The organism is Kribbella pratensis, from assembly GCF_004366075.1.
GTDB lineage: Bacteria > Actinomycetota > Actinomycetes > Propionibacteriales > Kribbellaceae > Kribbella > Kribbella pratensis.
In genome coordinates, this window is sequence record NZ_SODU01000003.1 from 1,661,356 (window position 1) to 1,683,537 (window position 22,182).

Annotated in this window: 24 protein-coding genes and 1 pseudogene; 10 read left to right on the plus strand and 15 right to left on the minus strand. The window is 67.9% G+C overall.

Translation table 11 applies throughout. From position 1 onward, the window contains the following. Positions 1–14 precede the first annotated feature (14 nt). The 3 genes from EV137_RS32285 to EV137_RS32295 form a co-directional block, all read right to left on the minus strand. Positions 15–248, minus strand: coding sequence for a hypothetical protein (locus tag EV137_RS32285; protein WP_134012278.1), 234 nt, complete (start codon positions 246–248; stop codon positions 15–17). Between the two features lie 308 nt (positions 249–556). Beyond that, complete coding sequence (locus EV137_RS41170; RefSeq protein ID WP_238175686.1) at positions 557–1,201, minus strand: excalibur calcium-binding domain-containing protein; 645 nt, start codon at positions 1,199–1,201, stop codon at positions 557–559. Between the two features lie 69 nt (positions 1,202–1,270). Continuing rightward, positions 1,271–1,519 (minus strand): hypothetical protein, encoded by a 249-nt coding sequence (locus EV137_RS32295; RefSeq protein WP_238175687.1) that lies wholly within the window; start codon positions 1,517–1,519, stop codon positions 1,271–1,273. 147 nt (positions 1,520–1,666) lie between these two features. On the opposite strand from EV137_RS32295, the gene EV137_RS32300 reads away from it, so the two are divergent. After that, entirely contained in the window at positions 1,667–3,079 is a 1,413-nt protein-coding gene (locus EV137_RS32300) for a family 43 glycosylhydrolase (protein ID WP_134131876.1), read from the plus strand. On the opposite strand, the gene EV137_RS41175 is transcribed toward EV137_RS32300, so the two are convergent. The 6 genes from EV137_RS41175 to EV137_RS32330 all read right to left on the minus strand — a co-directional run bounded on the left by EV137_RS41175 (position 3,076) and on the right by EV137_RS32330 (position 8,553). Beyond that, positions 3,076–3,813: a hypothetical protein gene (locus EV137_RS41175; RefSeq protein WP_202871214.1), complete on the minus strand. Its 738-nt coding sequence runs from the start codon at positions 3,811–3,813 to the stop codon at positions 3,076–3,078. The two genes, EV137_RS32300 and EV137_RS41175, sit on opposite strands and share 4 nt — an antisense overlap. Positions 3,814–3,888: 75 nt before the next feature. Continuing rightward, entirely contained in the window at positions 3,889–4,659 is a 771-nt protein-coding gene (locus tag EV137_RS32310; RefSeq protein WP_134131877.1) for a hypothetical protein, read from the minus strand. Positions 4,660–4,688: 29 nt separating this feature from the next. Beyond that, the gene (locus tag EV137_RS32315; protein ID WP_134131878.1) at positions 4,689–5,459 is read right to left on the minus strand and encodes a hypothetical protein; all 771 of its coding nucleotides are present in this window, start codon (positions 5,457–5,459) and stop codon (positions 4,689–4,691) included. A gap of 51 nt (positions 5,460–5,510) precedes the next feature. Further along, positions 5,511–6,332 (minus strand): carbohydrate ABC transporter permease, encoded by an 822-nt coding sequence (locus tag EV137_RS32320; protein WP_134131879.1) that lies wholly within the window; start codon positions 6,330–6,332, stop codon positions 5,511–5,513. Further along, positions 6,329–7,261: a carbohydrate ABC transporter permease gene (locus EV137_RS32325; RefSeq protein WP_134131880.1), complete on the minus strand. Its 933-nt coding sequence runs from the start codon at positions 7,259–7,261 to the stop codon at positions 6,329–6,331. Before EV137_RS32325 ends, EV137_RS32320 begins: the two co-directional genes overlap by 4 nt. Next, positions 7,258–8,553, minus strand: a complete 1,296-nt coding sequence (locus EV137_RS32330) for an ABC transporter substrate-binding protein (protein WP_134012268.1) — start codon at positions 8,551–8,553, stop codon at positions 7,258–7,260. Before EV137_RS32330 ends, EV137_RS32325 begins: the two co-directional genes overlap by 4 nt. Before the next feature lie 195 nt (positions 8,554–8,748). On the opposite strand from EV137_RS32330, the gene EV137_RS32335 reads away from it, so the two are divergent. After that, positions 8,749–9,471, plus strand: coding sequence for a hypothetical protein (locus EV137_RS32335; protein ID WP_166680068.1), 723 nt, complete (start codon positions 8,749–8,751; stop codon positions 9,469–9,471). 85 nt (positions 9,472–9,556) lie between these two features. Further along, positions 9,557–10,285, plus strand: a complete 729-nt coding sequence (locus tag EV137_RS32340; RefSeq protein WP_134131882.1) for a hypothetical protein — start codon at positions 9,557–9,559, stop codon at positions 10,283–10,285. Here EV137_RS32340 and EV137_RS32345 read toward each other — a convergent pair. Then, positions 10,282–11,010, minus strand: a complete 729-nt coding sequence (locus tag EV137_RS32345) for an ArsR/SmtB family transcription factor (protein WP_134012262.1) — start codon at positions 11,008–11,010, stop codon at positions 10,282–10,284. The genes EV137_RS32340 and EV137_RS32345 overlap by 4 nt on opposite strands. 66 nt (positions 11,011–11,076) lie before the next feature. Here EV137_RS32345 and EV137_RS32350 point away from each other — a divergent pair, with 66 nt between their 5' ends. Beyond that, the gene (locus EV137_RS32350) at positions 11,077–12,219 is read left to right on the plus strand and encodes an MFS transporter (RefSeq protein WP_134131883.1); all 1,143 of its coding nucleotides are present in this window, start codon (positions 11,077–11,079) and stop codon (positions 12,217–12,219) included. Between the two features lie 2 nt (positions 12,220–12,221). Then, positions 12,222–13,001, plus strand: a complete 780-nt coding sequence (locus EV137_RS32355; protein ID WP_134012258.1) for an endonuclease/exonuclease/phosphatase family protein — start codon at positions 12,222–12,224, stop codon at positions 12,999–13,001. Here EV137_RS32355 and EV137_RS32360 read toward each other — a convergent pair. Then, positions 12,975–13,832 (minus strand): alpha/beta fold hydrolase, encoded by an 858-nt coding sequence (locus EV137_RS32360; protein WP_134131884.1) that lies wholly within the window; start codon positions 13,830–13,832, stop codon positions 12,975–12,977. The two genes, EV137_RS32355 and EV137_RS32360, sit on opposite strands and share 27 nt — an antisense overlap. 154 nt (positions 13,833–13,986) lie before the next feature. Next, positions 13,987–15,510, minus strand: coding sequence for a serine/threonine-protein kinase (locus EV137_RS32365; RefSeq protein ID WP_166680069.1), 1,524 nt, complete (start codon positions 15,508–15,510; stop codon positions 13,987–13,989). A gap of 94 nt (positions 15,511–15,604) precedes the next feature. Here EV137_RS32365 and EV137_RS32370 point away from each other — a divergent pair, with 94 nt between their 5' ends. From EV137_RS32370 to EV137_RS32385, 5 genes and pseudogenes are all read left to right on the plus strand, one after another. Further along, positions 15,605–16,165 (plus strand): RNA polymerase sigma factor, encoded by a 561-nt coding sequence (locus EV137_RS32370; RefSeq protein WP_133785948.1) that lies wholly within the window; start codon positions 15,605–15,607, stop codon positions 16,163–16,165. Positions 16,166–16,212: 47 nt separating this feature from the next. Next, the gene (gene dhaK, locus EV137_RS32375) at positions 16,213–17,217 is read left to right on the plus strand and encodes a dihydroxyacetone kinase subunit DhaK (protein WP_134131886.1); all 1,005 of its coding nucleotides are present in this window, start codon (positions 16,213–16,215) and stop codon (positions 17,215–17,217) included. 2 nt (positions 17,218–17,219) lie between these two features. Next, entirely contained in the window at positions 17,220–17,840 is a 621-nt protein-coding gene (gene dhaL, locus EV137_RS32380; protein ID WP_134132013.1) for a dihydroxyacetone kinase subunit DhaL, read from the plus strand. Continuing rightward, positions 17,837–18,238 (plus strand): annotated as a pseudogene (dhaM, locus tag EV137_RS41915) (dihydroxyacetone kinase phosphoryl donor subunit DhaM); the annotation flags it as partial. The gene dhaL and the pseudogene dhaM, both read left to right, overlap by 4 nt. Before the next feature lie 54 nt (positions 18,239–18,292). Continuing rightward, a complete protein-coding gene (locus tag EV137_RS32385; protein WP_311136392.1) occupies positions 18,293–20,164 on the plus strand; it encodes an HPr family phosphocarrier protein in 1,872 nt (623 codons plus the stop codon). Here EV137_RS32385 and EV137_RS32390 read toward each other — a convergent pair. The 3 genes from EV137_RS32390 to EV137_RS32400 are packed head-to-tail and all read right to left on the minus strand — an operon-like array spanning position 20,143 to position 22,085. Then, on the minus strand, positions 20,143–20,799 hold the full coding sequence (locus EV137_RS32390; RefSeq protein WP_134131888.1) for a cupin domain-containing protein: 657 nt from the start codon (positions 20,797–20,799) through the stop codon (positions 20,143–20,145). The two genes, EV137_RS32385 and EV137_RS32390, sit on opposite strands and share 22 nt — an antisense overlap. Continuing rightward, positions 20,796–21,338, minus strand: coding sequence for a GNAT family N-acetyltransferase (locus EV137_RS32395; protein ID WP_238175688.1), 543 nt, complete (start codon positions 21,336–21,338; stop codon positions 20,796–20,798). The genes EV137_RS32390 and EV137_RS32395 overlap by 4 nt, the downstream gene beginning before the upstream one ends. 15 nt (positions 21,339–21,353) lie before the next feature. Then, entirely contained in the window at positions 21,354–22,085 is a 732-nt protein-coding gene (locus tag EV137_RS32400) for a MarR family transcriptional regulator (protein WP_238175689.1), read from the minus strand. Positions 22,086–22,182: the final 97 nt, after the last annotated feature.

Genomic DNA, 22,182 nt, shown 5'->3' on the forward strand with positions numbered 1-22,182 from the left:
CCGGCAGTGTTCGATCAGGAGTGCATCAGAAGTAGGGCGGGATCGGCCGTGGCCAGCTCGAGCCGGCCGGCGTCGACAGCGCCGTACGCGCCGATCGGTCCGCTGCTGCGGCGACCGTTCCGGTTGAGCCAGAAGCGCCAGCCCGCGGGAGCCGCGGGCCAGGTCGGGTCAGGCTTCCAGCCGACCGGCGGACGCCAGCCGGCCGTCGGCGGCTGCGGCCACTGCGGTGGCGGGTTGAACTTGTGCACGAGCGGTCCCTCCGGATTCCCCAGCGATCCACTGAGCGCGAACTGTCTGACAGATCAACGACCTGGCACACCGAATGTCACGGATAAATCTTCGTAAAGTTTCAGCGGCGTACGGGGACCCATCTCAGCACCGAAACAGCACCGCGGCAACCGTTCTCTCAACCACCGGACTGCACGTGCATCGGCAACGGAATTAGTTGCCTCGCCCACAGCCGATCCCCCGGTTGTCCACAGCAACCGCCTATATATCCACAACTCTGCTGCGTTATCCACAAGCCGAGCTGTGGACACAGCGCGTGGCGATCGACTCACTCACAGGCCACGCCATCGTTGTCGCGATCCAAGTGCGCCGCGTAACCAGGCTGACCTCGGTACAGCGGTGCCTTCCCCGCCGCACGCACCTCGGAGCAGTTGGCGTAGTACACCTCGGCCGGCGCGGCCGTCGTCCTCGTCGGACGCGGGCTCTGCGGCCGGGCCAACGGGACCGGCGCAGTCGTACTGGTGCTCGCCCGCGGCGCCCCGACCGTCACGGTCCGGGCCGGCAACGGCGGTTGCGTGATCGTGGTTATAGGCCCTGGAACGGTCTGCTGCACCGTGACCGCCGGCCCGGACACAGTCACGGTCGGACCGGCCACCGTAGTCGTCGGCCCCGGTACGGTCACCGTCGCGCCCGGCGTTGACGAGACTGCGGCTGGACTGCTCGCCCCACCGATCGCGGCGAGGATGACGATGAACGCGAACGCCCCGGCCACCCATCCCGCGATCAACTTCACCGGCGGCTCGGCGCCGTACCGGCCACTGGGTCCGCGCGTCCGCAGGCCGCGGGCGTTCAGCCAGAACGCCCAACCGGGCGGCGCCGGCGGCCAGGACGGGTCCGGTTGCCAGCCGGACGGTGGTTGCCAGTCAGGCGCCGGTGGAGCCGGCCAGCCCGGTGGTGAATTGAAAATTGCCATGGTGAGTCCCCCCTCGGGGGTTACATCCCGTCACCGTGACAATGTGTTACAGATCTTCAGCGTGTATCGCTACGCGGCGGTCAGGCGCGACTCGCTGATGCGGGTCGGTACGTTGCCGGCCGCGATCGCCTGGTCGAGTGCGGCGAGCTCGGTGCAGGCTAGGGCGATCGCCTCGGCCTGGGTGCGGCAGCCGTCGGCGTACCAGAACGGGTCGTCGGGCTGCCGGTCGTCGGCGTCGTCGATGTCGGCGTACCAGCAATCGTGCCGGTAGTGCACGACCCGGACCTTGAGCTTCATGACCGGTGAGACGCCACCCATCGGCACAAGGTTCCGGCAACAGGCCTTTCGCCGTACGTCGAAATAGCTGCCTGAGAACCATTCAACCACTGTTGAACGGTTTACAACGTTGGCAAGCTCGTTCTACAACCAGGGAGATGGTCCGCCCACACCCCGGAGGTGTCCGTCATGAGGTTCGTCCGCCCCGTCCTCTGCACGCTGCTCGCCGTACTCATGACCGGATCCGTCGCCGGTCCCGCTCCCGCCGTCGAACGCGAGGAGAATGCTGTGACGTCGCAGACGTTCCGGAACCCGGTGAATCCGTCCGCGGATCCGTCGCTGATGTTCTACAACGGCAGGTACTACGTCGCGACCACCCGCGGCGACCGGATCGGTATCTGGTCGTCGACCAGCCTCGCGACGCTGCTCGTGCAACCGGAACAGGTGGTGTGGCGGGACTCGAACACCAGCCGCAACACACAGATGTGGGCGCCGGCGTTCCGGCATGTCGGAAACCGCTGGTACATCTACTACACGGCCTCCGACGGCGTGGACGCCAACCACCGGATGTACGTGCTCGAGTCGGCCGGCGACGACCCGCTCGGCCCGTACAGCTTCAAGGCGAAGATCGCGGACTTCGGTGGGTACGCGATCGACGGCGAGCCGATCACGGTCAACGGGCAGCAGTACTTCGTCTGGACCGGCCCGGGCCGCGGACAGGGCGGACCGGCGCAGCTGTACATCGTCCGGATGAGCAACCCGTGGACCGCGACCGGCGGCCGCGTCGCGATCCCGGCCGACGGCGGGTGCACCGAAGTACGGGAAGGGCCGACCCCGCTGTACGGCGCGACGCGCACCTTCCTGACCTACTCGACGTGCGACACCGGCAAGCCGGACTACCAGCTGTGGATGAAGAGCATCGCGAACGGCGCCGACCCGATGGTCGCGGCGAACTGGGTGCAGCACCCCGGCCCGGTCTTCTCCCGCAACGACGCGACCGGCGTGTGGGGTCCCGGGCACCACTCGTTCTTCAAGTCACCGGACGGGACCGAGGACTGGATCGCGTACCACGGCAAGAACACCAGCACCTACACGTACTCGTACCGCACGACGCGCGTCCAGAAGATCACCTGGAACGCCGACGGTACGCCGAACCTCGGCCGGCCGCTCGCCGCGGGCGCGACCCAGAACCTGCCGTCCGGCGACCCGGGTTCACCGAACTACTGGATCAACGACACCGACGCGGCCGTCGCCTACACCGGTGCGTGGAGCTCCGGTGCCGGCTGCGGCAACCAGTGCTTCTGGGGCAACGACCACTGGAGCTGGGAGCCGAACGCGACCGCGACGATCCGGTTCACCGGCACCCGCGTGGCCCTGCTGAGTGTGGCGGACACCGGCAACGGCATCGCCGCCATCTCGGTCGACGGCGGACCCGAGCAACGGATCGACTACTACAGCTCGATCCGCGTCGGCGAGCAGCTGATGTACATCAGCCCGGCCTTGCCGTCCGGCCCGCACACCCTGAAGGTGCGCGTGACCGGCGACAAGAACCCCGCGTCGACCAGCGCGGTCATCAGCCTCGACCGCACCGAGGTCTACTAGACAAACGTCTTCACGATGGTGCGGCCGTTGACCATGAGGAGGTGGCCGTCGTCGGTGAGCTGGAGGACGCTGCCGGGGCGGCGGGTCTCGTACATCCAGGTGATGTCACCGAAGTCATTGAAGTTGTAGAACGTGCCGTCCGGTCCGACCGACCCGTACGACTCCGGCGAGGTCTTCTTCCCGGTGCTCCACAGGACGGTGGTGCCGTTCCTGTACAGCACCAGATTGCCGGTGGTCAGGAACTTGAGCGTGTAGATCCGGTTGACGGAGTACATGATCACTTCACGTCCTTCCGGGTCCGGGGCATGGATCTGGCTCTGCGGCATCAGCGTGCCGATCACCATGTGCCGGTTCCAGTTGGCCTTGCCGCGGGTGTTGTAGATCGCGAGGTTCCCGTTGTCCGGCAGCACCAGCTTCGCGCCGGCGCTCTTGATGCTCATCGACCAGAACTTCGTCCGGCCGTAGATCATCTGCAGCGTCCCGTCCGTGCCCATGACCAGCACGGAGCCCGCGCGCCAGGTCCCGGAGCTCCACAACCGCCACGACACCCCGCGCTGGTACAGCTTCGCCTCCCCACGCGTATCCATGATCAACGTGTAGACCCCGTTGCGCGACCGGATGTACTGCCCGGCCATCAACTTCTGACCCGGCAGCAGCGTGTCCGAGACCGCCACCGTCGTCGCCTCGGCCGGTCCGCTTCCGACCAGCACGGCCCCACCCAGTAGCGTCCCCACGGCCAGAACCCCAGCCAACAGCCGACGTACCATTCATGCCCCCTCGGTTCGATTGTGAATGCTCAGTGGCACAGGCTAGACGAACATCTTCACGACGGTGCGGCCGTTGATCAGCAGGAAGTGGCCGTCGTTGCGGATCTGGACGACGGTGCCCGGCCTGTGGGTCGCGAAGTCCCACGTGCCTTCGCCGTCACGGTTGTAGGTGCCGAAGGTGCCGTTCGGGTCGATGTTCGCGAACGACTCCGGGTACTGGGTCTTGCCGGTGCTCCACAGCACGGTCGTGCCGTTCTTCTGGAAGACCATGTTCCCGTTCGTCAGCACCTTCAGCGTGTAGATGTGGTCCAGGGAGTACATCGTCACGTCGCGGCCGAGTGCGTCCGGTGCGTGCAGCATGGCACCCACCATCAGCGTGCCGATCACCATGTGCCGGTTCCAGACCGCCTTGCCGCGGGTGTTGTAGATCGCCAGCAGACCGGTGTTCGGCAGCACCAGCTTCGCCTGCGGGCTGGCCGCACCCATCGACCAGATCTGCGTCCGCCCGTAGATGATCCGCATCGTGCCGTCGGCCGCCATCACCAGCACCGACCCCGGCCGGTAGGTTCCGGACGTCCACAGCGGCTGCGCCACGCCGCGCTGGAACAGGGTCACGTTCCCGCTGCGCTGCATGGTCAGCGTGAACACACCACTCGCCGACTTGATCGACTGCAGTGTCATCAACTTCTGACCCGGTAGCAGCGTGTCCGAGACTGCTGCCGTCTTCGCCTCGGCCGGTCCGCTTCCCACCAGCACGGCCCCACCCAACAGTGCCCCGACGGCCAGGACCCCGGCCACCAGTCGACGTACCATCCCGCACCCCTAGTTCGCTCAGTGTCTTGTCAGTAGAAGATCTTGACGACGGTCTTCCCGTTGACCATCCGAAGGTGGCCGTCGTCGGTCAGCTGGAGGACGCTACCGTCGCGACGGGTCTGGTAGAAGAAGGTCAGGTCCCCGAAACCGTTCACGGTGCCGAACGAGCCGTCCGGGTTGACCCAGCCGTACGCGCCCGGGGCATTCTTCACGCCGGTGCTCCACAGGACGGTGGTGCCGTCCTTGTACAGCACCAGATTGCCGGTCGTCAGGAACTTCAGCGTGTAGATCCGGTTGACGGAGTACATGATGACCTCGTCCCAGGTCGCGTCCGGGCCGGCGAGCTTGCTCTGCGGCATCAACGTCCCGACGACCATGTGACGGTTCCAGTTCGCCTTGCCGCGAGTGTTGTAGATCGCCAGGTTCCCGGTGTCCGGCAGCACCAGCTTCGCGCCGGCGCTCTTGATGCTCATCGACCAGATCTTCGTCCGGCCGTAAATCACCTGCAACGTCCCGTCCGTGCCCATCACCAGCACCGAGTTCCGCCGCCAGGTGCCCGAGGCCCACAGCGGATTCTTCACTCCGCGCTGGTACAGCTTGACGTCGCCGGCCGGCTGCATGATCAACGTGTAGACCCCGCTGTGCGAGCGGATGTACTGCCCAGCCAGCAGCTTCTGACCCGGCAACAGGGTGTCCGATACCGCCACCGCCTTCGCTTCGGCCTGGGTGCTCCCCACGACCGCGACCCCGCCCAGGAGCGCTCCGACTGCCAGAACTCCGACCCACAACCGACGTACCATGCCGATCCCCCTCTGTTCGTTTGTGAGTGCTCAGTGTCCTGGGCGAAGAGGTCATCCCTTCAATCCGGAGGCGAATCCGCGGATCACGTACCGCTGCAGGACGAGGAAGAGCAGCAGGATCGGGAGCGCTGCGAGGACCAGTCCGGCGGCCACCAGCCCGTAGTTCGACGTGTACTCGTTGACGAAGGCGAAGACCCGGACCGGGACCGTCTCGCGGCCGGATCCACCCAGGTACAGCAGCGGGGTGAAGAAGTCGTTCCAGATGTGTACGGCGTTGAGGATGAGCACCGTGCCCGTGATCGGCCGCAGCAGCGGGAAGATCACGTGCGCGAACGCCTGCAGATGGGACGCGCCGTCGATCAGCGCCGCGTTGGTGTAGTCGGCCGGCAGCGAGCGGATGAACCCGGTGTAGAGGAACACCGTGAACGGCAGTTGGATGCCGGTGTAGAACAGGATCATCCCCTGGTAGGTGCCGAGCAGGCCCAGGTCGTTGACCATCTGGTAGAGCGGGATCATCCCGAGCTGGAACGGCAGGATGATGCCGACCAGGAACAGGATGTAGAGCGTGTAGCCCAGGCGTGTCGCCGTACGGGCCAGGAAGTACGCCGCCAGCGAGCCCAGGACGATCAGCACGAGGACACTGCTCACCGTGATCAGGGTGCTGTTCAGCAGCGCCGAGCCGAGTGATGCCGACTGCCACGCTTCACCGAAGCTTCCCACCGACGGCGGATCGGGCAGCGACAGCGGCTTGTTGGCGATCTGGCCGGGATCCTTGAAGGCCAATGTCACCAGGGCGTAGACCGGGAAGAGGAAGGCGATGGCGGCCGCCACCATGACGACTTCCAGCACGAAAGTACGGGGCTTGTATTTCATGCCGCGGTCTCCCTCGAGCGCAGGTACCCGATCTGGATGAAGGACACGGCCGCGACGAAGATCGCCAGTACCAGCGCCACCGCGGTGCTGTAGCCGAACTTCCCGAAGACGAAGGCCTGCTTGTAGAGGACCGTCGACAACGTGTCGGTCGCGTACCCGGGGCCGCCGTTCGTCATCGCGATGATCTGGGTGAACAACGTCAGGCCACCGACCGTGGACAGCATCAGGTTGATCGTCACGGCCGGTGCGAGCAACGGCCAGGTGATGTGCCGGAACCGGGCCACGGTGCCCGCGCCGTCGACCATCGCGGACTCGTGCAGCTCCTGCGGTACGCCTTCCAGACCGGCCAGGAAGATGACCATCGAGTACCCGGCGCACTGCCAGATCACGGTGAAGGCAACCGACCACAACGCGATCGACGGATTGCCCAGCCAGTCCTGCCGCAGCCCGCCGAGACCGATCGCCCCGAGGGCCGCGTTCAACCCGGCGTCCGGCGCCGGGTTGTACACGTACTTCCACAGGAACGACACCATCACCGGACTCACCACGACGGGCGCGAAGAAGACCACCCGCAGCACCATCCGGCTCTTGATCCCGGTGTGTACGCCGAGCGCCAGCAGCAACCCGATCCCGTTCTGTACGACGACGATCGCCACCGTCAGCAGCAACGTGTTGCGCAACGCGCCGAGCGCCTGGTCGTCGTGGAACAACTGCTGGAAGTTGTCCAGCCCCACGAACGACCGCTGCGCCCCCACCCCGGACCAGTCGGTGAACGCCGACCCGGCCCCGGAAAACGCCGGATACAAGACAACCAACGCATAGATCAGCAACGCCGGCACCGCGAACAACCACGGCGGCGCGATCCCGCCGCCGCGGCGCCGCGGTGCCTTGACAGCGTCCCGGCGTACCGCCTGAGCTGTGACCGTCATGCCGTCTTCCGGTAGGCCTCGTCCATCTTCTTCAGGGCGGCCGGGACCGTGCTCTTGCCGCCGAGGAGCTCCTGTACGACGGCGAAGTGGGTCGGCTGTACTTCGGCGTTCGGCCAGCGCTGGTCCATGAACGGAACCGCCTTGTTGTCCTTGAGGTACGGGAGGAACGGCTTCAGCACCGGGTCGACCTTGGCGTCGCCCTCGGAGTACAGCGGGACGCACGCGACGGCTTCGGCCCAGGCGTTGACGACCTCGGGCTGACCGCAGTACTCGATGAACTTCTTCGCCTGCTCGGCCTTCTTGCTCTTCGCGCTGACCGCGATACCGACCACCACGCCGCCGGGGATCCAGTTGTCGGCGGCGACATCCGTGGCCGGGAACGGGAACATGCCCAGGTCGTCCGGCGTCGGCGACGCCTGGCGGAAGGCCTGCAGGACCGCGGACACCTGGACGGCCATCGCGGCCTTGCCGGTGCCGACCATCGAGGTGGCCTGCTCGTACGTCGTCCCGTTCGGGTTGTCGTTGAAGAAGCCCTTCTTCTGCAGCTCGAGGTACTTGTTCATCGCGTCCGCCCAGCCCGAGTCCGCGAAGGACGCGCTGCCGGCGGTCATCTTGTCGTCGAAGTCCGGCGTCTTGGCGTAGACCGTTCCCGGGACGAGCGCGTAGTCGATGAGCTGCGTGACCCACGGGGTCTGGGCGCCGAGCGCGATCGGCACGATGCCCTTCTTCTTCAGCTTGTCGCACACCGACAGCAGCTCCGACCAGGTGGTCGGTACGTCGACGCCCGCGGTCGCGAACGCCTTCTTGTTGTAGATCGCGCCGAGCACGCTGGTGCCGGGCGAGAAGATGAACGTCTTGCCGTCGTTCTGGAACGCGCCCTTGAAGCCGGTCGGGATCTTCTGGGTCCAGGACTGGCTGCTGAGGTCCGTGAGCAGGTTCGCCTTGCTCAGCTGGACCATCGACATCGCACTGCCGTTGCCCGGGTAGACCGCGTGCAGGTCCGGGGCGTTACCGGCCGCGAGCTGCGCCCGGAGCGCGGTCTGCAGCTGGTCGGCCGGCGAGAACGAGAGGTTGAAGTCGAAGTCCGAATGCGCCTTCTTGTAGTCGTCGAGCGCCTTCCGCAGACCGGCCTCCTGGCTGCCGGCGCCGATCACCTTGAGAGGACCGCCGGACGACGAGCTGCCGTTGCCGCCGCCGCAGGCCGACAACGCACCGGCCAGACCGGCGGTGACGGTCGCCCCGCCGACGAGTTGAAGGAGCCGCCTTCGGCTGACGGACCGTTCGAGTGCCATGGTTCCTCCTGAGCGCCGAAGTACCGGCCAAGAATGTGAAGTAACCGCAGGATCGTGTTACTTTTGTCACGGGGACGGTACGTACGGCCCGGGAGAGTGTCAAGACCTCGTTGAAAGGATTCAGTCGGACCGGTGTGAAAAGGCCTCCACCGGTGTTTTGGGGCCCGGCCCACCTCGCCTGAGAAGATGGCCCACGTGCGCGTGAGACGAGTCCTCCTGGCCGGCCTCCTGCTGCTGGCCCTGGCTCTCGGCGCCGGCAGTGGCTACTACGCGGGCGACTACTTCGACGGTCCGGAACCCACTGCCTCCGGCACCGCCGGCCCACTCGGCGACATCTCCCCATCCCCCACGCCGACACCGACCGAGCCCCCGCTCCCGGTGAAGACCCCGGTCCCGAGCACCGTGGAGCCTCTCGAGACCGGGCTGGACTACACCAACCGCACCTTCACCGTGACCCCGAAGGACGCGGAGCCGGTCCAGCTCTCGATCGAGACACCACAGGGCTGGAAGATCGCACCCAGGGACCCGAAACGCCCCGGCGAGGTCAAGTACCTCGACAAACTCAGAGAACGCGGCGTCCGCGTCGAAGCAGTCGCGCCGGCCGCACAGAGTCCTGCCGCCGAGATGGCCCAGCTCATCGTGGACCTCAAGAAGAGCCAGCCGCCGGAGAACGACGTACGCATCGCCAGCCACACCACCGACGTGATCACCGGCGACGACGGCGAATCCCGGTCGGTCGCCACGCTGATCTACACCTTCATCCCGGGCGAGACCCTGCGCTACGTGATCGTCCGCTGGGTCGCGATCAACGGCGAGCTCACCAACGTGGAGATGAGCATCACCGGCCTCCCCCAGGACGCCCAAGCCCTCGACGAGGTCCTACAACGAGCAACCGCCTCGGTCAGCGAGGTCGGCTGACCCTTTTCACAGAATCGTTACTTATCCGGTGCAACCTCTGCGGGGGCTGAGGTGTCTTCTGTTAGTAGACCTGGGGAGGTGGGGCATGGCGGGGACGGTGAGTAGGCGGGCGATGCTCGGCGCCGGTCTGCTGACGCTTGCGGGCGTGGGCGGAGCGGGAGGCTACGGCGTCGGCCTGTTCCTCACCAAGGAACCAAGCCTCGCCGGCACGGCGGCACCGCTCGCCGTGGGGTCCACGCCAAGTACGACGCCTACCCCGACGCCAACACCGACCGGACCGCCACGCAAGGTCACGTACGACAAGTCGCCCGCCCTCGAGGTCGACGACCTGGACTACGAGGCCCGGACGTTCACGGTGACCGACATGTTCAAGTCGCGGATCTCGGTCCGCGTGCCGTCGGACTGGGCGTACACCAAGCAGGATCCGCCGAAGAGCGGCCGGTTCACCGACCGGACGAAGAAGCGCTGGATCAGGATCGAAGCCGGCTTCACGATCACGCGGCCGCCCGCCGACTCGCTGGAAGCCCGGCTCAAGCAGCTCGCCGGCATCTCGGCGAGCCAGATGGTGAAGGTCCTGTCACGGACCGTGGAAGCGAACTACGCGACGCTCGCCTACACCTACGTGCCGGACGAGGAACTCTCCCCCGAAGGCGTTTTGCGTTATGTCATCGTGCGTTGGGTCGCGGATGACAGTGGCAACTGCGCTGTCGAGATGAGCTCCACTGGGCTCCCCCAGGATAAGGACGCTCTGCTGGATGTCCTCGACCACGCCACCGACAGCGTCGAACGCCGGGACACTCCGCTGTCGGGTTAGAGCAGTTGGGCGAGACCGTGGCGGCCTGCTTCGGACAGGTGTACGGCGCGTTGGCGGGGGCGGCGGTGGAGCCAGTTGCGGTTCAGTAGCGCCTCGGTGATCGCGGCACCGAGCTGCCCGGACAGGTGGTGGCGTTGTTCACTCCAGTCGACGCAGAACCTCAGGAGCGGACGTCGGGACGGCTGACTGGCGATGTCGACTCCTAGCTCAGTAAGGACCTCTGTGGCGTTGGGTCCGAGCGCATACGGGCCGTCCGGGAGCTGCTGGGCCAGGGGGTCGCTCGGACGGCGCTCTGTGCCTCTGCCGCCGTCGGTGCGCGTCAGGGCATCACGGCGTACCAGGCCTTCCAGGAGGGCCACGCCGAGACGACCGGCCAAGTGGTCGTAGCAGGTGCGAGCCTCGCGGAGCGCTGCGGCCCGAGTGCTCTGCCTCAGTGACCTGATCGGCTGTGGCTTGGCTATGCGCGCCAACGCTTCCACAGCGGCGGCCACCTCAGGCCCAGAGAGTCCGTAGTACCTGTGCCGACCGGACTGCTCGACCGTGACCAGGCCGCCCTCCAGCAGCTTGCGCAGGTGCGCGCTGACTGTCTGCGGCGACACTCCGGCCTCCGTGGCCAGCAGCGAGGCGGGAAGAGCGCGGCCGTCCGCCAGCGCCATCAGGACCTTCGCCCGGGCGGGCTCGGCCATCAGACCGGCGACCTGGGCCACGTCGGCATCTCCGTCCATGCTTCCCATACTCACACCGTCACATTTCGACGTGACCCGAAGTGTTGCGGTGGGAACGTGGAAAGCATGCTTCTCGCGTTGCTGTGTATCGGAATCTTCCTGGTCCAGCTGGACGTGACCGTGGTGAATGTCGCGCTGCCGGCCATCCGGACCGGCCTTGATACCAGTGCGGCCGGCCAGCAGTGGGTCGTGAGCGGGTACATGATCGTGCTTGCCGCGCTCCTGCTCGTCTGCGGAGCGCTGGGCGACCGGATCGGTCACCGGCGGATCGTGCTCGCGGGGCTGGCAGTGTTCGGTGGTGCGTCGCTGGTGTGCGGCACAGCCCCCGGCATCGAGCTCCTGGTCGCGGCCCGGGCGATCCAAGGTGTCGGCGCGGCCCTCCTGCTGCCAGGCACGTTGGCCGTCATCACCGATCAGTACACCGACAAAGCCGCCAGAGCACGTGCTGTCGGGATTTGGGCCGGTGCCGGTGCGCTTGCCCTCGTTGCGGGTCCCACGCTCGGCGGGGTGCTGGTCAGCGATCTCGGCTGGCGTTCCGTGTTCCTGATCAACCTGCCGATCATCGCGGTCGCGCTACCGGTTGCCTGGCGCATTGTGCCGCGGCGCCAGGTCGCCCAGCGCGAGACCACGCGCAGGCTACACATCGGCGCGGACTTCATCGGCGCCAATGTGGTCGCAGGCTTGATGAATCTGGTCGGTCTGGGCACGCTGCTCGCGCTGACGCTCTACTTGCAGGAACACCTCCACCACAGCGCGCTGCGCGCCGGGCTGGAACTGATTCCGGTTCTGCTGCCGTTGGCGGTCCTGGGGCCGGTCTCCGGACGGGTCACGGCCCGGTACGGCCCGCGACTTCCGATGTCGTTCGGACTGGCGCTGGGCGCCGTCGGGTCCTTCTGTCTGCTGGCCGTACAGCCCACCAGCCGGTACGCCGCAGTTGTCCCGGTCGAGCTCTGCCTCGGCATCGGCATGGGTTTCCTCACCGCAGCCGTGGTCAACGCCGCCGTCGCCGCGCTTCCTCCGGACCGCGCCGGTCTGGCCAGCGGAGTCAACAACACGGCACGGCAAGGCGTCGGCGCGGTCGGCGTGGGCCTCTACAGCACCATCCTCAGCCACTCCACGCCGTTCACCACCGGCCTCCACACGTTGGCCTGGTTGGGCGGCGCACTGTGGGTACTGGGCCTGGGAATCACCTGGCTCACAGTGGAGTAGACATGCGACTGGCAACGCTGAACGTCTGGGGCGTCCGCGGCGACTGGCCGGCCCGACTCGCCCTGTTCCGGAAGGGCTTCCAACAGCTGAATGCCGATGTACTCACGTTGCAGGAGACGGTGTTCAACGCCGACGTCGATCAGGTCATGGAGATGCTGGGGCCGGAGTACCACGTGGTGCACTCGTCGGAGCGTGAGTACGACGGATCCGGCATCAGCACTGCGAGCCGCTGGCCGATCGGCGACGTACTCGAGCTCGACCTGAACGTCACCGACCGGACCGGAGACTTCGCGTGTACGGCGCTGCTCACCGAGGTGCTCGCGCCGTTCGGACGGGTCTGGGTGGCGAATCACTTCCCGGACTACCAGGTCGATCACGAGCGCGAACGGTGCGCGCAGACGGTCCTTGTCGCGCGCAAGCTCGAGCAGCTGGTTTCAGACTCCCCCGGGCACGTCGTCGTCGCCGGAGACCTGGATGCTGACGACGCTGCGGACAGTCTGCGTTTCTGGACCGGGCGTCACGTCGTCGACAACCTGAGCGTCTGCTACCGCAGCGCCTGGCAGGCGACACACCCGCACGAGCCCTTGGAGACCTTCGTGCCGGAGAACCCGCTGTTCGTCGACGGCGATTGGCCGTACCGCGGACTCGACCACATCCTGGTCCGCTGCGGCGCCGACGGCCGCCCGACGCTACCGATCCAGAGCTGCCGCCGTACGTTCGACCAGCCTGGCGAGATTCCCAGCGACCACTACGGCCTAGCTGCCGACTTTGAGGAACGGTAGGAGCCAGGCGAGGGTCTCGTCCGGGGCCTCCTCGGGCAGGAAATGGCCGGAGGCGACCGGGCCGCCGGTGACGTCGTCGGCCCAGTTGCGCCAGATGTCGATCGGGTCGCCGTACCAGCGTCCGACCGAGCCGTCCTGCTCCCAGAGGACCAGCGTCGGACACGTGATACGGCGCACACCCCGGTCGGCCGCGTCGTGTTCGCAGTCGATCGTGGCGGCCGCGCGGTACTCCTCGCACATCGTGTGGACGACCTCCGGGTCGCGGAAGTGACGGATGTACTCGGCCCGGATCTCCGGCGGGAACGCGTCGCCACCGGACCAGGTATCGAGGAGGTGGTTCACGAACGAGTCGGGCGCCCGGCCGATCAAGGTCTCGGCGATCGGGGCGGCCATGAACGTCCAGACCCAGTAGCCGAGGGCAAAGTCCCTGTCGGCGCGGTCGAAGGCGTCGCCCGTCGGTACGACGTCCAGTACGGCGAGCTTCGTCACCACATCGGGATGATCGAGCGCCATCCGGTAGGCACAGCGGGCGCCACGGTCGTGGCCGACCACGGCGAAGTCGTCGTACTCCAGCTGTTGCATTGCCTCGACCTGGAGCCTCGCGAGTTCTCGCATCGACTGGTCGCCGGAGGAAGTGCTGTCACCGAATCCGCTGAGGTCGGTCGCGACCACACTGAACTCCCGGGCCAGCACCGGCGCGATCCGGTGCCACATGACGTGCGATTCCGGGAAGCCGTGCAGGAGCAGGAGCGGCGGTCCGTCACCACCGCGGCTGCCGTGGATGACAGCGCCGGACACCGGTACGTCGAACTCGCGGAAGGACTCGATCACGCAGTACGACGTACCCAGCCGGCCGGTGGGTCAGTCGGCCGGCCAGATGGTGCGGAAGATGGTGAAGCGGAGGCGGTAGAACCTGCGGCGGGCGGACTGGAGCAGCGCCGGCGACGGTCGGAACCGTTCGGTCGATAGATGCATGGGGACTTCCTCAGTCGAAGTACTGCACCGAATCGGCGATCTCCGTGGCTCGGAGGACATCCGATCCGGGTACGACCACCTGTACGAGTAGCGAGCCGCCGTCCCCGTGATCGACGACCCGTTGGAGCAACACGATATCGGCACCGAAGCAGTCAGCGGACACCCGGTCGGTTACCGAGAGTTCACGGACCATGTGCGGCTGCAGAGTGCCTTCGTTGCTGCACTGCTTGCCGTCCGGGACCGCCAGCTTCGACTTCGACACACCGACGAACACACCCGGAGTCTTCCCCGACCAGTCCGGGTCGCGGCTGACGCGGAACGCCGGGGCACTCCCGGTGCTGCCAGGCGCGGTCCAGACCGACTGGGCCATCGACTGCGCCCAGGCCTCTGGCAGGGTGACGGAGAATTGGCCCTCCGAGACCTGAATCATTTTGCGGCTCGAGAGGTACCAGTGGCCGCCGTACCCGACACCGCCGCCGACCAGCAGCGCCAGCAGAGCAGCCACCACCCATCGCCCGCGGCGCCGCTTCCTGGGCGCCGCCGTCTCAACCGAGGCGGTCTCAGCCTCAGCGGTAGCGGGCTCCACCGCAGCACTCTCGAGTGCGACGGTCTCTGAGTCCGCCGTCACGCTCTCCGACGGCTCGGCGGGTTTCACGATCGTCGGCTGGTTCTCGTCGCTGAGCGCCGTCTTCGCGTCCAGGTCCTCGGACGCAACGGTCACCGTCTCGCGGGTCGACAGCGGGAAGTCACGCGTGGTCTCGTCGAGCGCGCCCACGAGTTGCCGCGTGAACGACTGCACGTCCGGCCAGCGCTTCTCCCGGTCCGGATCCAGCGCCCGGACGATCGCCGCGTCGACCTGCTCCGGCAGCTCGAACCCGAGCGAGCTCGGCGGCGCCGCCACCTTCACCCGGCTCGCGGCGCCCAGGCCGTCGACCTGGTGCGGGGACCGCCCGGTCAGAGCGGCGTACGCGACCGCGCCCAGCGAGTACTGGTCGGCGCGCTGATCCAGCCGCTCACCGAGCGCCTGCTCAGGAGCGACGTACGACGGGGTGCCGCCGGGCATCGTGATGCGGGAGATCTCGTCGAGGGACTTGCCCAGCCCGAGGTCGGACAGCACCGCCCGCTCGCCGTCGTCGGTGCTGCGGAACAGGACGTTCGCCGGTTTCACGTCGCGGTGCAGCAGGCCGCGCCGGTGCAGCGCCTGCAGGCCGCGACCGACCTGGACGACCACGTCGACGGCCTCGGGCAGCTCCAGCGGCGCCTTCTTCAGACGGTCGGCGAGCGTGCCGCGGTCGGCGTACGTCAGCACCAGGAACGGCCGGCCGTCCTCGAGCTCGCCGACGTCGTGCACCTGGACGACGTGCTCTGACTCGACGCGGCGCAGGAACCGGCCCTCCTCGAGGAACCGCTGCCGGACCGAGTCGTCGTGCCCCCAGTTGTCGGCGAGCACCTTGATCGCCACCTCGGCGTCGAGCTGCTCGTCGTGAGCCAGCCACACCGTGGCGAAACCGCCCGAGCCCAGGCGTCGGCGCACGACGTATCGACCGAGTCTGGTTGGGACCCCCATACAGGGCATTATGGGTCATTGGAGTGTCCCTTACGGGGGCCGATCGAGAGCAAAGGCGCAGATGAGCGACAGCACCAGTCCGGCCGACGACCTCGCCACCCTCGCGGAGCAGGCGCAGGCCGGCGACAAGAACGCGATGGACGACCTGCTGCGGCAGGTGTATCCGCGCGTCCTGCGGATCTGCCGCAGCGTCCTGCCGTACTCCGCCGACGCGGAGGACGCGGCCCAGGAGGCACTGCTCAACATCGCCACCAAGATCAACTCGTTCTCCGGCCGCAGCAGCTTCTCGACCTGGGTCCACTCCGTCGCGGCGAACTCCGCGCGCTCGACGTACCGCAAGCTGAAGCGCACCGCGCAGGCCGCGCACAACCCCGAGCAGATGGAGAAGCCGGACCCGCGCACCACGAGCGTGATCGCCGGCACCCGCCTGGACCTCCTGGAGGCCCTGGAGACCCTGGAGCGGGACCGCCCGCAGATGGTCACGCCGCTGGTCCTGCGGGACGTCTACGGCCTGTCGTACGAGGAGATCGCCGCCGAGGTCGGTGCCCCGCTCGGCACCGTCAAGTCCCGGATCCACGACGCCCGCGAGGTCGTCCGCCCCCTCCTCCGCCCGAAAGACTGATTTCGGGCCCCTCCCGCAGGCGGCCCGGGTGTGCTCAGATGGGGGGCATGAAGAAGCTCATCAACGACCCGGCCGATGTTGTGAGTGAAGCGCTGCAGGGGATGGCGGCGGCGCATCCGGACCGGCTCCGGGTGGACCTGGAGAACCGGATCGTCTATCGCAAGGACGCGCCGAGACCCGGCAAGGTCGGGCTGATCTCCGGTGGCGGGTCGGGGCACGAGCCGATGCACGGCGGGTTCGTCGGGCTCGGGATGCTGGACGCGGCCTGCGCGGGTGAGGTGTTCACCTCCCCGGTGCCGGACCAGATGATGGCCGCCACCAAGGCGGTCGACGCGGGCGCCGGCGTACTGCACATCGTGAAGAACTACACCGGCGACGTGATGAACTTCGAGATGGCCGCCGAACTGGCCGCTGCCGACGCCGGCACCGAGGTGCTGTCGGTCGTGACGAACGACGACGTCGCCGTCCAGGACAGCCTCTACACGGCCGGTCGCCGCGGCGTCGGCGTGACCGTACTGCTGGAGAAGATCGTCGGCGCTGCCGCCGAGGAGGGCCGCCCGCTGCAGGAGGTCGCGGACCTCGCGAAGAAGGTCAACGACAACGGCCGCAGCATGGGTATGGCGCTGACGTCGTGCACCGTCCCGGCCGCGGGCAAGCCGACCTTCGAGCTGGCCGAGAACGAGATGGAGGTCGGGATCGGCATCCACGGCGAGCCCGGCCGGCAGCGGCTGCCGCTGGCTCCGGCGCGCGACATCGCCGCGATGCTCGTCGACCCGGTGGTCTCGGATCTTCCTTACCAGCAAGGCGATTCGGTGATCGCCTTCGTCAACAGCATGGGCGGTACGCCGCTGCTCGAGCTCTACCTGATGTACAACGAGGTCGCCCAACTCCTCGACCGCGCGGGCATCACGGTCGCCCGCTCGCTGGTCGGCAACTACATCACCTCGCTGGAGATGGCCGGCTGCTCGGTCACCCTCCTGAAGGCGGACGACGAACTGGTACGTCTCTGGGACGCCCCGGTGAACACCCCCGGCCTACGCTGGGGCGCGTGAGCATGGGAGTCGATTCTTTCGTCAGCTGGCTGCGTGATGTCGCCGGTTCGCTGCACGACAACGCGGCGTACCTGACCGAGCTGGACTCGGCGATCGGGGATGCCGATCACGGTGCGAACATGGATCGCGGGTTCCAGGCGGTGGTCGGATTGCTGGACGAGACGTCGTTCGACAGCGCCGACGAACTGCTGAAGAAGGCCGGGATGACGTTGGTCAGCAAGGTCGGCGGGGCGAGCGGGCCGCTGTACGGGACGTTCTTCCTGCGGTTCGGGACCGCGCTCGCCGGGGTCGACCTGACGCCCGAGACGATCGGGAAGGGGCTGCACGCCGGGGTCGAAGGAGTGCTTGCCCGCGGCAAGGCGGAGCTCGGCGACAAGACCATGTACGACGCCTGGGCGCCGGCGCTGGACGCGTACGACGCCGCGGTGGCGGGCGGATCGGAACTCGGTACGGCGTTGACCGCTGCTGCCGAGGCCGCCGCGAAGGGCCGGGACGCGACGATCCCGCTGGTCGCGCGGAAGGGCCGCGCGAGCTATCTGGGTGAACGCAGCGCCGGCCATCAGGATCCCGGCGCGACCAGCACGACGCTGATCTTGGAGTCCGCGGCCCGAACGCTGCCATGATCGGGATCGTGGTGGTGTCGCACAGCCGCGCGCTGGCCGAGGCGGCGGTTGGGCTCGCGGCGGAGATGGTTGCCGAGGACAAGCGTCCGGTGATCGCGATCGCCGCGGGACTGGACGCGACCACGTTCGGGACCGACGCGATGGCGGTCTCGGAAGCCCTTGGTGCGGCGGACAGTCCGGACGGCGTACTGGTGCTGCTCGATCTGGGTAGCGCGGTGCTGAGCGCCGAGATGGCGCTGGAGTTCGTTGACCCGGAGCTCGCCGCGCGGGTGCGGCTGACGAGTGCGCCGCTGGTCGAGGGCCTGGTGGCGGCGGTTGTCACCGCGTCGACCGATGCGTCCTTGGATGCGGTTGCCGCGGAGGCTGAGCGCGGGCTCGTCGGTAAGCAGGACCATCTCGGCGTCGCCGCCGCCTACGCTGCTCCGGTTGTTGAGGCCGATCGCACTGTCGAGCTGGTTGTCGGCAACGAGCACGGTTTGCATGCCCGGCCGGCGGCGCGGTTGGTGGGGCTGGTCAACGGCTTCGATGCGGTCGTGACACTCACCGATCTGGACAACGGCAAGGGGCCTGTCGACGCGGGCAGTTTGAGCATGGTCGCGACGCTGAACGCCCAGCAGGGGCATCGATTGCGGGTGGGTGCGAGCGGCCCGCAGGCAGCCGAGGCGCTGGCCGCAGTCGAGGAGCTGGCGAAACAGAACTTCGGGGATGGCCCGGGATCGGCGGAGCCCGCTCCGGCGGGGTCCCCGGCGGTTGGCTCAGCTCCTGGTGGGTCGGGGCTGGATGTGGCGATCGGACCGGCGGTCCTCGCGGGGGCTCAGATCGACCTCGGCGCTTATGTTGCCGGAGACAACGAGCATGGCCGGTTGGACGCGGCTCTCGCGACCGCGGGCGAGCAGCTCGACGAACTGCGGGACAACCACGGCGACATCTTCGCGGCCCATCTCGCCTTGCTGCGTGACGGCAAGGTGCTCGACGACGTACGAACTTCGATCGCGGCCGGCGCATCGGCCCCGGCCGCGTGGCGGCAGGTGTACGACCAGCTGGCGGCCGCCTTCGAAGGGCTTGACGACGCGTATCAGCGTGAGCGCGCGCAGGACGTCCGCTCGGTGCGGGATCGGGTACTGCGATTGCTCGTCGGAGTGACCGAGGAAGCGCCGACGGACGGCATCCTCGTCGTACCCGAGCTGGATGCGGCGACCGCTGCCACCCTCGACGCGACGCGGATCGTGGGGATCGCCGTCCGGGCAGCCGGGACGACCGGACACGGGGTGATCGTTGCACGGTCACGAGGGATCCCGTTGATCACCGGAATCGGGGACGTCGACGTGCCGCCGGGCGCGGTCGTCTCTTTCGACGCTCGTACTGGCTCGTTCGAGGTCGCGCCGGACGAGGAGCGGGTCCGCGCGACGATCACCGAACGCGAGGGCGAGCGGGCGCGGGCGATCGCAGACGCCGACCAACCGGCCACCACCCGCGACGGCCGGACGATCGACGTACTCGTGAACGTGGGCGTCGTCCAGGATGCCGTCGACGCGCGCGGTGCGGACGGCTCCGGGCTGGTGCGGACCGAGGTGCTCTTCGGTGATCGCCGTACGGCGCCGACCGTCGACGAACAGGTCGACGCCTTCCGCGCGATCGCACGAGCCCTCGGCGGCAAGCCGATCACGATCCGGACCTGGGACATCGGCGGCGACAAGCCGCTCCCGTTCCTCCCGCAGGACCGCGAGGCGAACCCGTTCCTCGGTGAACGGGGCCTCCGGGTCTTTCGCCGCCGCCCCGAACTGCTCCGCGATCAGCTCGAAGCGATCCGGCGTACGGCGGCCGAGACGCCGGTGCACGTGATATTCCCGATGGTGACGACCGCGGACGAGGTCGCGTGGGCGTTGCAGGAGCTCGGGCCGCGGGACGGTCTCGAGGTCGGCATCATGGTCGAGGTGCCCGCGGCGGCACTGCGCGTCGGCAGTCTCGCCACGGAGCTCGACTTCGTCAGCATCGGCACCAACGACCTGACGCAGTACACGACCGCCGCCGATCGGACCAACGCCGCGGTCGCACCGCTCGCCGACGGGCTCGATCCGGCCGTGCTCCAGCTGATCGACCATGTCGTCCGCAACGCCGGCGTACGCGTCGCAGTCTGCGGTGACCTGGCCAGCGACCCGCAGGCCGCCGTACTGCTTGCTGCCCTCGGTGTGAGCGAGCTCAGCGCCGTCGGACCGCAGGTGCCGTTGGTAAAGGCCCGCCTACGGCAGGCCGACCTCCGACGGGTCGACACTGCCGCTGTGCTGGCAGCTCGGGATGCGGCTCAGGTGCGCGGGCTGCTGTAGTAGCGCAGCTCCACCAGGTTGAAGCCGGAGGTGCGCTCTGGCTTGGCTGGGAGCGTGTAGCTCTCGCCGGGCTCGAGGTAGGTGACGTCCGGGCTGCCCAGGTCCAGGTCGACGACCAGGGCCGGGTAGGCGCCGGTGCGCCAGGTGTACGACTCGCCTGCCTCGGGGGTGACGTGCTGGACGCGTACGTCGTCCTCGTCGACGACTACCTTGCTGGGGATCTCACCGGCCTCTTCGAAGCCGGACTCGGCGGGGACACCGGCCACGCCGAAGTACGGGTCACCGGAGGCCTCTTCGCCCAGGTCGAGCACCTCGATGAGGCGGTTGAGGTACAGCGCGTCGCCGTCGTTGGTGAGCATGTGCACCGGCGACACCGGGCGGTAGACCGAGCCGCCGACGGTCTCGCTCAGCTGGCGCGCAGGGCTGCCGTCCAGCCAGTCCATGTGGCAGGGCGAGGTCGAGAGGCACAGGACGACGTACGGGTTGTGGTGCAGGTGCCAACCCTGGGCTTCACCTGGCTGCAGCGACACCTCCCAGACGCGGACGCGGGAGTTCTTCAGCAGCACGCGGGTCCCGATCTCACCAAGCACGACCTCGCTGCCGTCGGGGGCGGTGACAGTGGTGCCTGCAGTCATGCGGTCTCCTCAATCGGTCGTTCCATCGCGACACCGGCCAGGGTGATGCCGTCGGGCATCGGTAGCTGAGCGGGCTCCACCTCGGTGAAGCCGAAGGCCTTGTAGAGCGGTACGCCGGGCAGCGTCGACATCAGTGCGAGCCGGGTGAACCCCTCCGCGCGGGCCGCCTCGGTGCAAGCGGTCAGGATCGCCCGGCCGAGTCCACGCCGCGTCCAGTCCGCCCGGACGAACATCGCCCGGACCCGAGCCGGCTCGGTCGCAGGGTCCAGGAGCCGCTCGTCCGCTCCCGCCGTACTCGCATTGAACAGCTTGTTCCGCCGGCTCCACCCACCACAGGCGACGACCTCACCACCCGCCTCCAGGACGTAGTAGGTGCCGTCGTCAATCAATGCGGTGTCCAGCGTGGTGATGTGCTTGGCTGCGCTGGCCGTCTGTTCCGCGTCGTAGTACGCCGGGAACTGGGTCTCCACCGCGGCCCGACTCAGCTCAGCCACCGCGGGCCCGTCCGCCGCCACCGCCAACCGCAACACAGCCTCCACAACCCACAGGCTAGTTCACTCGGAACGGCGCTTCCTGGCCCAGGCTCGGTACGCGGAGAACATGTTGCCCGCCGTCACCACGAGCAGCACCAACAGCAACACCAGGCTGGGGTTCGTCAGGATGATGGCGACTGCGAAGACCACCCCGGCACCGAGGATCTTCGCCAGACTCACGACCAACTCGCGGTCCATCCGTGCCGGCGCAGCCGCGAACTTCGCCGCGGGCTCCGGGCGGGGCTGTGGACGTCGCCGTACCGCAGCTGCTGGTTGACCTCTCCTGCCACTTCCGCCGAACTTCCAGGCCAAGGCACCGACGGTAACGACGACGAACAGGACCGCAGTGGAGAGATCCGCGTCCCCGGACGCGATGGATCCACCGATGATCAAGCACACGATCAGAACCGGCAGCAGCATCCACCCGATCAGCCCCCAACCCGCACGCCGTGCCTCCCTCGAGTCCGCCGGCTGGTGTTGTCCGGGCCGGATCGTTTGGACGACGGTCGCGGCGAAGAGCTTTCCCATGGTCTTGAGTGGCGAGTTGGTGAGGTCCAGGAACACGCCCAGTCGGCCGGTACCGGCCTCGGTCAGTTCGTAGTCCTCGGGGCCGTCGTCCTGCGGCCGCCGTACGACGAACGCCTCGCGGACCAGCGTGTCCAGGGCAGCCTGGACCCGTTGGTTGCCCATACCGGTACGGCGGACCAGCTCCGCCCGGGTCAACGGCGCGAACCGCAGGTGCTCCAAGAGCACGTGTTCCAACCCCGGATCGTTCCCCACAGATGTCCCCCTCGACTGGCCCCGGTCCGATTCTCGCAGGTACTCGTGGTCATCGAACCCACACGGAAAG